The organism is Streptomyces stelliscabiei (genome assembly GCF_014873495.1).
In the GTDB taxonomy this organism is placed as follows: domain Bacteria; phylum Actinomycetota; class Actinomycetes; order Streptomycetales; family Streptomycetaceae; genus Streptomyces; species Streptomyces bottropensis.
Genome location: NZ_JADBGF010000001.1, coordinates 8,961,699 through 8,975,696 on the forward strand (window position 1 = coordinate 8,961,699; position 13,998 = coordinate 8,975,696).

The following is a 13,998-nucleotide window of genomic DNA, read 5'->3' on the forward strand; positions in this document are numbered from 1 at the left end:
GCAAGGGCGGCGCGGTTCGCTCAGATGGATCCTACGGCCAGGGTTCTGAACTCTCTGGGGAGATCCGCGCGCCTGGTGACGTTGAGCTTGCGGTAGACGCGGGTCAGATGCTGTTCCACCGTGCTGATGGTGACGCACAGTTGGTCGGCGATCTCACGGTTGGAGTTGCCCAGGGAGGCCAGGGACGCGACCCGTCGCTCCGCGGCGCTGAGGGGATCGCGTGGAACGGTGCCCGGGTCGGGCGGTGTCTCCTCCCTGCAGCGCGGCGGCAGGGAGAGCTGCAGAGGTCCGGCGCCGCACACATCGGCCAGGTGCAGCGCCTGGTACAACGCTCGCCGTGCCTGTTCCGCCTCACCGATCGCGCGCTGCGCGGAACTCAACGCGGCCAGGGCCCGGGCCAGTTCGAGCCTGTCACCGGTGAGCCGCAGGACACTGACTGCCTCCAGCAGCAGGCTCGCCCGGCGCCGCGGTTCGGCGATCTCGGCGAGCAGGCACATGGCGACGCCGCGGCTGCGGGATTTGGCGCTGCCGGGGCGGGCCAGCTCCGCATCCGCGAGTCGGCGGACCTGCTCCCGCTGCCCGAGGCGCAGATGTGCGGCCGCCGCGCCGCTGCGCCAGGGCAGGAAGGCGGGCAGATCCATGTCCCAGGCGCGGGCCTGGTCGCCGCAGCGCAGAAAGTCGTCCAGGGCCATCACCACCCGGCCCGCGGCCAGGTGGTGATGGCCCCGGGCGTAGAGATACTGCAGGCCGTACCGTGACTCGGAGATCGCCTCCGGTACCGAGTGCCGCAGGTACTCCTCGGCGACGTCGTCCGCCCCCATGGCGGTCGCAGCCAGGACGAGCGTGCTCAGCGGCGCACCGACGGCGACTCCCCAACTGCGGGGCGAGAGGTGGGTCATGGCGGAGCGGGCGAGGGCGCAGGCCTCGCTCAGATCGCCCTGTCGCAGGGCCAGTTCGGCGCGGATCGCGGTGAGCTTCGCCTGCCAGGTGGGCGCCTGCCGGACGGTGGCCTCCTGCAGGAGCCTGGCCGACCAGACGGAGGCCTGGCCGAGCCGGTCCGCGTAGACGAGAGCGAGCAGCGACGACTCCAGCGCGTACAGACTGGTGTCGTCCAGGGGGCAGGAGCGCAGCACCTGTTCGGCGTTCCGGGCGCTGGACTCGTCGCCGCCGTTGCGCAGCGTCGAGCCGAGGACGGTCTCGGCGAGCAGGACGGCTCTGGCGGCCGCGGGTTCTCTGCTGTCGCGGATGCCCGAGCCGTCCTCGGCGGCGGGGAGGAGAGGCACCATCACGGGGTAGCGGTTCCGCAGCCACTCCCTGGTTTCCGTGAACAGGCCGTGCGGGCCCGGGATCTTCGGGCCCAGCGCGCGGATCACCTCGGCGGCCTCGTCGAAGCGCCCGTGCCACAGCAGGGCACGGGAGAGCGGGACGGCCAGATGGGCGGGCAGGACGCCCGTCAGCAGCGCTTCGGACAGCGGCCCCAGACGGGGAGCCACCGTGGAGGGGTTGAGCTGCCACTCCAGCCGCGCGAGCATCATCGTCGTGAGCGCCCGCTCCCGCGCGTCGTCGGAGCCGGACAGCGCCAGTTCCAGGCACTCCAGGGCGAAGCCGACGTCGCCGCTTCGGCGCGCCTGCTCGGAGGCGTCCATCAGCACGGGGACGGCCCAGCAGGGTGGCACGTGTCGCGCGGCGACCAGATGCCGGGCGACCGTGGGTGTCGGAAGTCCTTCGTGGTGGAGCAACTCCGCGACGTCGAGTCGCTGTTGCCGCAGCACGCCCCAGGGGATGTCGTCCAGGACGGCCGACCGTGCCGCCGGATGACGGAAACGGTTGCCGGCGACGAGCCCGGCGGCCTCCATATGCCGCAGCGCGTTCGCCACCGAGGACGGACCGAGCTGGAGCAGGCGGCCTATTCGGTCGGGGGAGGAGCAGGAGTCCAGCAACGCCATCGTGCGGGCCACGCCGAGGATGTCCGGCTCCCGGCCGTGCAGACAGGCGAGTACCGCTTGCGTGAACTCCTCTCCCGCGGGCGGGACTTCGGACCCCGCGTCGCCGTCACCGTCCACCAGCCGGTCGCGGTGGTCCCTCAGCAGGGCGTGGACGAGCAGGGGATTGCCTCCGCTGAGGGAGTGGTAGACGGGGCCGAGGGCCTGTGCCTTCTCCGTGCACAGGGCCTTCGTCGTGAGCTCGGTCGTGCCCTCCGGGGACAGGGGAGCCAACCGGACACGCCGGTAGAAGGGATGCCGGAGCAGTTCGGTGCTCAACAGCGGGAGACAGTGGCGGGCACTGTCCGGGCGGCTGAACAACAGCATCACAGGGGCGGATCTCGTGTGCGGGAGCAGTTGCAGCAGACAGCTCAGGGAAGCGGAGTCGGTGTGTTGAACGTCGTCGACGCAGAGCAGCAGGCCGCCCGCCCCGGCCGCGTGCAGCAGCGCACGGCACAGGCCGCGGGCGACATGGGCCTGCAGGGCGGCCGACTCATGAGGGGCGGGCGGATCGGAGGCGAAGCTGTTCTCCAGGACGGTCATCTGCGTACGGAGCGGGGCGGGCAGCGAAAGGTCCCGGACGAGTTGATGGGCGATACCGAACGGGACGTCGCGCTCGTGTTCCCGGCCGACGGCTCGCAGGACCTCGGAACCGGTCGCGGACGCCTCCTCGGCGAAGGTATAGAGCAACTCGGACTTGCCGATGCCCACGGAGCCGCTGACGAGGGCCACGTGTCCAATGCCGCGGCGGCTGCTCGCGAGTAATTCGTGTAACATGAACAGTTCGTCTTTGCGGTCGATCAGTATCATGCATGTACTCTTTGCAGCACGTCGGAATCCTATTCGTAAACTGACGAGTAGATTTCCGGAGGCCTGAGGTTTCTTTGCAGCGTCTTAGCTTAGTAGAGCCCCTCGGGAGCAGACGAAGTGGTCTGTAGCGGAGTCACATTCGCGACTCCGTCGGACGGCCATCTCGAGTCGGTGTCGTAACGCAGCGCCTGGTCGCGTTCGAGGATGTTGGGAAGCAACAGGTCTTCGTGCAGCACGGTCAGTCGAACCTGTCCTACGGTGCCGTATTCCACCGCCGTTGACCAGTCATCTTTGCGCACGACATCCATTGTCACCTGCGGGTAATTCGGAACATAGGGCATGATTTCGGCGTTCTGCTCGACGGGCAGACCCGCCGCGTTGCCGAAGGTGTTGCCGTAGCTGCGACCGCAGATGCCGTCGTCCATCGCGGCCTCGAAGTCCCGGTACATGTCCGGGCTCAACTGTGTGCCGCTCAGCCGCACCCCCCGCAGCGGTGCGACCAGTTCGGGATGGCGGCGCACCAGCGCCTGGAGGAGCGCGGGGGTGGTGTTGAGGTAGTCGATCCGGCCGTGGGTGAGCACGTCGGCGATCTGCTCCAGCAGATGGGTGGTGTACTCGGCCGCGTCCGCCAGTCGGCCGGCCCGGATGAGTCGCTTGACCCAGCGCGGGTCCATGTCGACGGCGTACACCTGCCCGGCATACAGGTCCGACACCTCCCACACACCGTTGCCGATCAGATGCGGTCCCGTGGGGGTCGCCTGGAGCCAGGTCCGCCCCTGGGCGAACCCCTCGGTGACGAAGGACCAGCGGCGCCACGCTCCGCGGTGCAGCAGCATGGCGGGCGTGTAGAAGACCCGGCAGGGCGTGCCGGTCGTGCCGCCGGTGTCCCAGACGCGGCCGGTCAGCGGGCGCGGCACGTCGAGCGGCACCAGGTCCGCCGGGTCCTGGGAGCGCAGGATGTCCATCGGAAACGGACCGAACGCCGTGAGCTGCTCATAGCGGGTGATGTCCCGTGCGTCGAAGTCGAGTCGGGCGGCGCGCCGCAGCCAGTACGGGCTGCCCGTCTCCGGGTGGAAGTGCCGCGCCACCACCTTCCGTGTCCACGCGTCGAGGTCGGTTTCGAGCCAGTCCTCGATCAGCGTGTCGCACTCCGTGCCCCGCACGGTGGGCGACACGTCGGCCGCCGCGCTCACCGGGCCCGCGCCGGCGAAAGGTCTATGCCGAACTCATACACACTGGTCAGCACCTGCTGGATGTGCTCCGGCTTGTCGACGTGCACCACCGGGAACGGGAATCTGAGGATGCCGTCCGGGATCGAGCCGCCCATGATGAGGCCGAGGCGCACGCCCTGGTCCTTCATCTCGTCGCAGACGTCCACGAGGCTGATCGGGTCCGTGGGGTTCCGGTCGAACAGATCCCGTACGTCCTCCGCCGTGGTCAGGGTCTTGCGCTCCAGGCAGGAGACCAGCGGCAGTTCGGGCGCCTTGAACGGCATCGCGTCGATGTACGGCGCCATGAACTCGCGGAAGTGACCGCGCAGCGGCGAGTGCACGGCGATCGGCCGGTCCGGCAAGGGGGCGACGGTGCCCGGCGGAAGGTCGGCCGTCATCGCGTCCAGTGCCTTCCGCTCGCCCGACAGCATCAGGATCCGCATGGCCCCGTCGGCCGTCGGCCCAAAGTCTCCGGACAGATGCACCCCGGCCCTGCCCTCGCCCCGGTACGCCGCCATGAGGTCGCCCTCGGCCGGCGCGAACGCCAGCGCGAGGCCCTGCTCCGGCTCCTCGGCGGACAGTTCGGGTGTGTGACGGGCGTGCGCCAGCATCTCGAACAGTTCCCGCCGCCCGATCGAGCCCGCCAGGCAGCTCGCCGTCATGGCGCCGAGACTCAGTCCGCCCAGCACCGCCGGGCTGAGCCCCTGCTCCGCCAGCACGTCGTGGATACCGAGGGCGAGTGCCGTCTCGCGGATCGTCCCGGCGCTCTGCCGCTCCTCCTGGGGCTCCGGCAGCTCCTCCTCGAGGATCTGGCCCACCGTGAGACCCGTCCACTCCGAGACCTGCTCGTACAGGTCCCGCATCACGGGACGGGTCCCGTACATCTCCAGACCATGCACTTCCGTGCCGACTCCGCCGCCGAACAGAAAGCCCAATGCCATAGCCGACTCCCGTGTATCTCGAACAAAAAAGGCGTGAACAGGACATGGTGCTCTCGGTGTGCCAACTGCGCGGCAAGGCCTTCGAGACGACTGATGCGCAGCTACCGTACCCAGCGCCCGGCCCTGCGAAAAGAGTCATCTGACTCTGTTTCGAGCCACCGTCGGGTGTCGCGGGCGGCGCTACCGAAACGATATGCGGGACTGACAGAGTTCTTCCGTGGCCCGAGTAATTCCTCTTGCCCGGATGGCCGGGAAGCCGGAAATGGAAGAAATGCCAAACAAGGACGACGGGGATCCCCGCATGCCCATTGCGGTCGTCGGATACTCCTGCCGACTGCCCGGCGCGCCCGACCCGGAGACGTTCTGGCGGCTGCTCGCGACGGGTCGGCACGCCATCACCGAGGCGCCGTCCGACCGCTGGGACGCCGACGCGATCATGTCGGCCGGGGCGGCACCGGACGCCGAGCGCGTGCGGTGGGGCGGTTTCCTGGACCGGGCCGACCTCTTCGACGCCTCCTTCTTCGGGATCTCCCCGCGCGAGGCCACCGCCATGGACCCCCAACAGCGCCTGGTGCTGGAACTCGGCTGGGAGGCTCTGGAACACGCCGGCATCGTCCCCGGCACCCTGGCCGACACCCCGACCGCCGTCTTCGTCGGCGCCGCCACCGACGACTACGCGACCCTGCGCGCCCGCCTGGGCGCCGCCGGCATCACCCGCCACACCGCCGTCGGCACCCAGCGCACCATGATCGCCAACCGGCTCTCCCACGCCCTCGACCTGCGGGGGCCGAGTCAGACCGTCGACAGCGGACAGTCCTCTTCCCTGGTCGCCGTCCAACTGGCCTGCGAGAGCCTGCGCGCGGGCGACTGCACGGCCGCCCTGGCCGGCGGCGTCAACCTCAACCTCGCCCTGGACGGCGCGCTCGTCGCCGCCGGCTCCGGTGCCCTCTCGCCGGACGGGCGATGCCACACCTTCGACGAACGCGCCAACGGCTATGTACGCGGCGAGGGCGGAGCCCTGGTCGTCCTCAAGACACTCGACCGGGCCATGGCCGACGACGACCGCATCCGCTGCCTGATCCTCGGCGGCGCCGTGAACAACGCCGGCAACGCCTCCTCCGGGCTGACCGTCCCCGACGAGAGCGCCCAGCGCGAGGTGATCCGGCTCGCCCACCGGCGCGCCGGGACACGCCCCGACCAGGTGCAGTACGTCGAACTGCACGGCACCGGCACGAAGGCCGGCGACCCCGTCGAGGCCGCGGCCCTCGGCGCGGCCCTCGGCACCGCGAGGACACCCGGCACGCCCCTGGCCGTCGGCTCCGCCAAGACCAACGTGGGCCATCTGGAGGCCGCCGCCGGTGTCGTGGGCCTGCTCAAGGTCATCCTGTCCATCGAGTACCAGGCCCTTCCACCCAGCCTCAACTTCACCGCCCCGCCCCCCTCGGTGCCCCTGGACCGCCTCAACCTGACGGTCCAGCGAGAACTGGCGCCCTGGCCCGACGACGACCTGCCGAGGACCGCGGGGGTGAGCTCGTTCGGCATGGGCGGCACCAACTGCCATCTGGTGCTGTCCGACTGGTGCGGCCGGGGCACTCCCGCGGCCCCCGACCTGCCGTACGCCCCGCTGCCCGCCCCCGTCGCCCTCTCCGGCCGCGACGAGCCCGCCCTGCGCGCCCAGGCGGCACGCCTGCTCGGCCATCTCGCCGACCGCCCCGAACTCGGGACCGGCGAGATCGCGTACTCCTGCGCCACGACCCGTACCCACTTCGCCCGACGCGCGGTCGCCCTCGCCACCGATCGCGACGACCTCCTCGCGTCGATCGCGGCCCTGGCCGAAGGCCGCCCCGCGCCGCGCCTGGTGGAGGGCACCGCACGCGAGGGCGGCCTCGCGTTCCTGTTCACCGGGCAGGGCAGTCAACGGCCCGGCATGGGCGCGGCGCTGCACGCCACCTTCCCCGTCTTCGCGGACGCCTTCGACGCGGCGTGCGAGGAGATGGACCGCTATCTCGACCGGCCGCTGCGGGACCTGGTCCTCGACAGCGGCGGCACCCCTGACGCGGCCCTGCTCGACCGGACCGGCTACACCCAGCCGGCGCTCTTCGCCTTCGAGACCGCGCTCTACCGGCTGCTCGAACACTGGGGTCTGACCCCGGACGCCGTACTGGGCCACTCCGTCGGCGAGCTGGTCGCAGCACACGCGGCCGGCGTACTGGACCTGCCGGACGCCTGCTCGCTCGTCGCGGCCCGAGGCCGTCTGATGGACGAACTGCCGGGTGGCGGCGCCATGGTGTCGGTCCAGGCGTCCGAGGAGGAACTCCGCGCCGACCTGGCCGGTTTCGCCGGCCAGGTCACCGTGGCCGCGTGCAACGGACCCGCCTCGACCGTGCTCTCCGGCGACGAGGGCGCCGTGCTCCGCCTCGCCGGACGCTGGCGCGACCGCGGCCGCAGGACCAGACGACTGCGGGTGAGTCACGCCTTCCACTCACCCCACATGGACGGCATGCTCGACGAGTTCCGCCAGGTGGCCGAGAGTCTCACCTACCGCACACCGCACCTCCCCGTGGTCTCCAACCTGACCGGCCGGACCGCCACCGAGGACGAACTCCGCTCTCCCGACCACTGGGTCCGCCACGCCCGCGACGCGGTCCGCTTCCTCGACGGGGTCAGGACCCTGCACGCCCGCGGCATCGTCCTCCACCTGGAGATCGGGCCGGACGCGGTGCTCTCCACCATGGCCCGCGACTGCGCGCCCGACGGCGCCGACCAGCTCTTCGTCTCCGCCGTGCGGGGGGACCGCGACGAAGGGGCCACTCTCTACTCGGCACTCGCGGAACTCCACGTGGGCGGCGCCACCGGGACCCTGAACCAGCTCTTCGCCCGCTCCCGAGCACGCCGCGTCGCCCTGCCCACCTACGCCTTCCAACGGCAGCGCCACTGGCTCGGCTCCCCCGGCGCATCGCTCCCGCAGGGCCCGGCCGCGCCGGAACTCCCGTCGCCGGAACCCGGCATGGCCTCCCCGACCGCCCCCGGCGACCGCCGACCCGCGCCGGCGGAGCTGGTGCGCGCACACGTGGCCCACGTCCTCGGCCACGACTCGCCCGACGCCGTGCAGATCGGCACCTCCTTCAAGGAACTCGGTTTCAGCTCGCTGATGGGCGTCGAACTGAGCGACCTCCTCAGCAGATCGACCGGCACACGCCAGCCGAGCACCCTGATCTACGACCACCCGACACCCGAGGCCCTGATCCGGTACGTGCGGAACGCGGCGGACGGCGACACGCCGGGCCCGGAGGCCCCCACCCAGGCCGGTGTGGGGGAGCCGGTGGCGGTGGTGGGGATGGCGTGTCGGTTGCCGGGTGGGGTGGTGTCGCCGGCCGGGTTGTGGGAGTTGGTGGTCGAGGGTCGGGACGGTGTGTCGGGGTTTCCGGTGGACCGGGGTTGGGATGTGGAGGGGTTGTTCGATCCGGATCCGGATCGGCCGGGGACGTCGTATACGCGGCATGGCGGGTTTTTGCATGATGCGGCGGAGTTCGATGCGGAGTTCTTCGGGATCTCGCCGCGTGAGGCGTTGGCGATGGATCCGCAGCAGCGGTTGTTGCTGGAGGCGTCGTGGGAGGCGGTGGAGTCGGCGGGTGTCGATCCGCACGCGTTGCGGGGCAGCCGCACCGGAGTCTTCGCCGGCACCTTCACCTTCCGTGACTCCGACAGCGGCCCCAGGCTGCCCGACTCCTCCGAGGGACGTCGGCTGACCGGTGGTGCCGCGAGCGTGCTGTCGGGTCGGGTGGCTTTTTCGTTGGGGCTTGAGGGTCCTGCGGTGACGGTGGATACGGCGTGTTCGTCGTCGTTGGTGGCGGTGCATCTGGCGGTGTCGGCGTTGCGGGCGGGGGAGTGTTCGCTGGCGTTGGCGGGTGGGGTGACGGTGATGTCGTCGCCGGGGACGTTTGTGGAGTTTTCGCGGCAGCGTGGGTTGTCGGTGGATGGGCGGTGTCGGTCGTTCGCGGCGTCGGCGGGTGGGACGGGTTGGGCGGAGGGGGTGGGGCTGCTGGTGTTGGAGCGGTTGTCGGATGCGCGGCGGCTCGGGCATCGGGTGTTGGCGGTGGTGCGGGGCAGTGCGGTCAATCAGGACGGGGCGAGTAATGGGTTGACGGCGCCGAGTGGGCGGGCGCAGGAGCGGGTGATCCGGGCGGCGTTGGCGTCGGCGGGTGTGAGCGCTGCTGATGTGGATGTGGTGGAGGCGCACGGTACGGGGACGCGGTTGGGTGATCCGATCGAGGCGCAGGCGTTGTTGGCGACGTATGGGCGGGATCGTGCGGCGGGGCGGCCGTTGTGGTTGGGGTCGTTGAAGTCGAACATCGGGCATGCGCAGGCGGCTGCGGGTGTGGCTGGTGTGATCAAGATGGTGATGGCTCTTCAGCGGCGTGCGTTGCCGCGGACGTTGCATGTGGATGAGCCGACGCCGTTGGTGGACTGGGCTTCGGGTGGGGTCGAGTTGCTGACGGAGCAGCGGGAGTGGGAGGCGGTCGAGGGGCGTCCGCGCCGGGCGGGGGTGTCGTCGTTCGGGATCAGTGGCACCAACGCCCACCTCGTCCTGGAGGAAGCGCCCCCCGCACCCGAACCGGAAGCGCCCCCCGAGCCGTCGCCCGGAACGGTCCTGTGGCCGTTGTCCGGCCGGACCGAGCAGGCTCTGCGCGCGCAGGCGCGGCGGCTGCGTGAGCATCTGAGCGTGACGCCCCGGGCGGGACTCGCCGACGTGGGTTTCTCGCTGGCCACCACGCGCGCCGCGCTGGAGCACCGGGCGGTGCTGGTCGGCGACGACCCGGACCGGATGCTCGTGGATCTGGCGGCGCTCGCGGACGGCGACCCGCCGTCCCGTGTGCCGTACGGCGTGCCGAGCGGCGGGAAGACGGCGTTCCTCTTCACCGGGCAGGGCAGCCAGCGCGTCGGCATGGGACGTGAACTCCACGCGCGGTTCCCGGTGTTCGCCGAGGTACTGGACGAGGTCTTCGAGGCGTTCGGCGACCGCCTCGGGCGGCCGCTGCGCGACGTCGTCCTCGCCGGGGCGGACTCCCCGGACGCCGCCCTGCTGGACCGGACCGTGTTCACCCAGGCCGGGCTGTTCGCCGTCGAGGTGGCCCTCTTCCGGCTCGTCGAACACCTCGGAATACGGCCGGACCGGGTGGCCGGACACTCGGTCGGCGAACTGGCGGCGGCCCACGCCGTAGGGATGATGTCGCTGGCGGACGCCGTGACGCTGGTCGCCGAGCGCGGCCGTCTCATGGAGGCGCTGCCCGAAGGCGGCGCGATGGTCTCGGTCCGGGCGCCGGAGGAGGAGGTCGCCGAACTGCTGCGCGGCCGACAGACGCGGGTGGCGATCGCCGCGGTCAACGGCCCGCTCTCCTGCGTGCTCTCCGGCGACGAGGACGCGGTCGTGCAGATCGCCGGGGAGCTGTCGGCGCGCGGTCGCAGGACCAGGCGGCTGCGGGTCAGCCATGCCTTTCACTCGCCCCGCATGGATCCCATGCTGGAGGAGTTCCGTCGGGTGGCTCAGGGGCTCGACCTGTCGGCGCCCGCCGTACCGCTGCTGTCGGACATGACGGGGCAGCCCGTCACCGGGCAGGCCGACGGCAGCCCGGCCGACGCGGACTACTGGGCGCGGCACGTCCGGGAGACGGTGCGGTTCGCCGATGTGGTCCGCGCTCTGCGGGCGGACGGAGTGACGACGTTCGTCGAGATCGGCCCGGACGCCGTCCTGACCGCCATGGGCCGCGACTGTCTCCCCGACGACGAGGACGAGGCCGAGGACGCCCGGGTGGAGTTCGTTCCCCTGCTGCGGCGCGACCACCCCGAGGAGCGGACCCTCGCGGAGGCACTCGCCCGGCTCCACGTCCGAGGCGTCGGCCCCGACTGGGCGGCGGTGTTCGCCGGCACGGGCGCCTCCCGCGTCGACCTGCCCACGTACGCCTTCCAGCGCAGGCGCTACTGGCCGAGCGCCGGACCGGTCACCGCCGGGGACGCTCCCGCGCTCGGGCTCGGTACCGGCGGGCATCCCCTCCTCGGTGCCGCGGTGCGACCCGCGGACTCCGACACGCTGGTGCTCACCGGGCGGCTGTCCCTGGACACCCATCCCTGGCTCGCCGACCACACCGTCCTCGGCACCGTCCTCTTCCCAGGCGCGGGGCTTGTGGAACTGGCCCTGCACGCCGCCCGCCGCACCGGCTGCGACCTGCTGGAGGAGCTGACCCTGCAGGCACCACTCGCGCTGCCGGACGCAGGGGCCGTCGAGCTCCAGGTCCAGGTGGCGGGGGCCGACTCCGACGGGCGGCGGTCCGTCACCGTACACACCCGGCCCGCGGCGGCCTCGGCCCGCGACCAGAAGAACGGCGGGACGGACGGCGGCGACTGGACGCTGCACGCCGTCGGGGTGCTCGCCCCGGCCGCCGGGGCGGTGGCCGATACCGACCACTTCGCGAACTGGCCGCCCGACGCCGAGGAGGTGGACCTGACCGGCTGGTACGACGCACTCGCCGCACAGGGCTTCGGCTACGGCCCCGCCTTCCGCGGGCTGCGCGCCGCGTGGCGACGCGGCACGGAGATCTTCGCCGAACTGGCCCTCCCCGAGGAACAGGCCACCGCCGCGACCGGGTACGGACTGCACCCCGCGCTGCTCGACGCCGCACTGCACGCCATCGAACTGGGCGCGCTGCCCGGCGGCGGCGAGACGCGGCTGCCCTTCGCATGGAGCGGGGTACGCCTGGACACGGCCGGGGCCACCGCGGCACGCGTCCGGCTGGCACCCGCCGGGCCCGACGCGGTCACCCTCGCGTTCGCCGACGCGGCGGGTCGCACGGTGGCGTCGGTAGGCGCGCTGTCGCGGCGTCCGGTCTCCGCCGAGCGACTCCGCGCGGCACAGAGCGGGGGACGCGACCCGCTGTACCGGGTGGAGTGGACTGTGCTGCCCGGCATCGCCGGTCCGGGCTCCGGCGCGACCCCCGAGCGGTGGGTGGTCGTCGGCGACGCCGCCGACGCGGCCCGCCTGGCCGGAACGCCGACGGCCGCCGGTGCCGGCATCCGGACCCATCCGGACCTTCCGGCGCTCGCCGGGGACATCGACCGTACGGCGGACGTCCCGGCCGTCGTCCTGGCACCGTTGACCGGCTCCTCCCCGGACGGTACGGACGCGGCACGGGCCGCCGGGCGTGCGCTGGCCCTGGCCCAGGGCTGGCTGGCCGATGAGCGTTTCGCCGCCTCCCGTCTGGTCGTCGTCACCCGGGGCGCGGTCGCCGCGGGGCCCGACGAGGACGTGTCCGACCTCGCGCACAGCGCTGTCTGGGGGCTCGTCCGCACGGCACAGACCGAGCACCCCGACCGGATCACCCTGCTCGACCTCGACGACGAACCCGCCTCGCGGCGGGTCATGGCGGCCGCCCTCGCCGCCGCGGAGGCCTCGGGCGAAGCCCAACTCGCCGTCCGCGCCGGGCGCGTACTCGCACCCCGCATGACACGTGCCACGACGCCCGTGCCCCCCGGGCCCGGTGAGGGGCCGTGGCCGGCGGACGGCACCGTACTGATCACCGGCGCGACCGGCGCCCTGGGCGCCGCCGTGGCCCGCCACCTGGTCACCGCGCACGGCGTACGCGATCTGCTGCTCGTCGGCCGACGCGGCGACGCCGCCCCCGGCGCCGTCGCACTCCGCCAGGAACTGGGCGAGTCGGGGGCCAGAGCCACTTTCGCCGCCTGCGACGTCGCCGACCGTGCGGCGCTCGCGGCACTGCTCGCCACGGTGCCCGCCGACCGTCCGCTGACGGCCGTCGTCCACGCCGCCGGTGTCCTGGACGACCGCGTCTTCGACGCCCTCACTCCCGAGAGCCTCGAAGCGGTCCTGCGACCGAAGGCGGACGCCGCCCGGCACCTGCACGACCTCACCCGCGATCTCGACCTGGCCGCCTTCGTCCTCTTCTCCTCCGTGCAGGGCCTGCTCGGCGGCGCGGGACAGGCCAACTACGCGGCGGCAAACACCTACCTGGACGCCCTGGCACAGCGTCGGCGGGCCGGCGGTCTCGTGGCCACCTCACTGGCCTGGGGCCCGTGGGCGGAGGGCGGCATGGCCGCCGGGCTCGGCGAGACCGACCGCCGCCGGTTCGCCCGTGTGGGCATCCACGCGCTCACCCCCGGCCAGGGCCTGCGACTCCTCGACGCCGCGCTGGCCTCCGGCGACGCCTGCCCGGTGCCGCTCGCCCTCGACACCGCCGCGCTACGGGCCGCCGGCACCGGCGTACCGCCGTTGCTGCGCGGGCTCGTCCCGGCGCGCATCCGCGAAGTGGCGGGCCCCGGCCCGAGCACGTCCGGCGAAGCGCCGGGCGCCCGGCTCGTGGCCCGGCTCACCGAACTCGACGCCGCCGCCCAGGAGAAGCAGCTGCTCGCCCTGGTGCGGACCGAGGCCGCCGCCGTCCTGAACTACGACCGCGCGGAGACGGTCGACGCGCGCCGGAGCTTCAAGGAACTCGGCGCCGACTCCCTCAGCGCCGTGGAACTGCGCAACCGGCTCGGCAGGGCGACCGGACTACGGCTGTCCGCGACCGTCGTCTTCGACCATCCGACCCCCACCGCACTGGCCGGACGGCTCCGGGCCGAACTCTTCCCCGCCGCAGACCCGGAGGTCACGGAGAGCGGGGAGGACCGGGCACACGACACCGTCCCCGACAAACCGGACCCCGCGGCCGGCGCGGAGGAACTGGCCGCCGAGGAACAACTGATCGACGCCATGGATGTGGCGGAACTGGTCCGGATGGCCCGCGAAGGCATCGAGTCCTGAACAGCACTGGGAGAAGAAAGCTCATGACCCGAACGCCGCCGTCCTCGTCACCTTCTTCGTCAGCTTCCTCGCAGTCCCCCGCGTCCTCTGCGTCCCCCGCGTCCTCTGCGTCCTCTGCGTCCCCGGTCTCTCCGGCCTCCCCTTCGTCCTCCTCCGACACGACCGTCGTGGAGGCGCTCAGGGACGCCCTCAAGGAAACCGCCCGGCTGCGCCGCGAGAACCGGCAACTCCAGGCCGGTGTG

The 13,998-nt window shown here is 72.3% G+C and carries 4 protein-coding genes and 1 pseudogene; 2 read left to right on the top strand and 3 right to left on the bottom strand.

Features of this window, described 5'->3' with window-relative positions:
* Window positions 1-20: 20 nt before the first annotated feature.
* From H4687_RS39395 to H4687_RS39405, 3 genes are all read right to left on the bottom strand, one after another.
* A complete protein-coding gene (locus H4687_RS39395) occupies window positions 21-2,792 on the bottom strand; it encodes an ATP-binding protein (RefSeq protein WP_046916848.1) in 2,772 nt (923 codons plus the stop codon).
* A gap of 89 nt (window positions 2,793-2,881) precedes the next feature.
* Window positions 2,882-3,985 carry an arylcarboxylate reductase gene (locus tag H4687_RS39400; RefSeq protein ID WP_373560605.1) on the bottom strand — a complete coding sequence of 368 codons (1,104 nt, stop codon included), beginning with the start codon at window positions 3,983-3,985 and terminating at the stop codon, window positions 2,882-2,884.
* Window positions 3,982-4,944 carry a malonyl transferase gene (locus tag H4687_RS39405; RefSeq protein WP_046916847.1) on the bottom strand — a complete coding sequence of 321 codons (963 nt, stop codon included), beginning with the start codon at window positions 4,942-4,944 and terminating at the stop codon, window positions 3,982-3,984. The genes H4687_RS39400 and H4687_RS39405 overlap by 4 nt, the downstream gene beginning before the upstream one ends.
* A gap of 301 nt (window positions 4,945-5,245) precedes the next feature.
* Here H4687_RS39405 and H4687_RS39410 point away from each other — a divergent pair, with 301 nt between their 5' ends.
* A complete protein-coding gene (locus H4687_RS39410) occupies window positions 5,246-13,756 on the top strand; it encodes a type I polyketide synthase (protein ID WP_192781769.1) in 8,511 nt (2,836 codons plus the stop codon).
* A gap of 23 nt (window positions 13,757-13,779) precedes the next feature.
* Window positions 13,780-13,980: pseudogene (locus H4687_RS48760) on the top strand (polyketide synthase docking domain-containing protein); the annotation flags it as partial.
* Between the last annotated feature and the right edge of the window lie 18 nt (window positions 13,981-13,998).

Bases quoted from the DNA above. Each gene is read 5' to 3' on its own strand.
- H4687_RS39395 (WP_046916848.1), bottom strand. From the start codon at position 2,792: ATGATACTGATCGACCGCAAAGACGAACTGTTCATGTTACACGAATTA.
- H4687_RS39405 (WP_046916847.1), bottom strand. From the start codon at position 4,944: ATGGCATTGGGCTTTCTGTTCGGCGGCGGAGTCGGCACGGAAGTGCAT.
- H4687_RS39410 (WP_192781769.1), top strand. From the start codon at position 5,246: ATGCCCATTGCGGTCGTCGGATACTCCTGCCGACTGCCCGGCGCGCCC.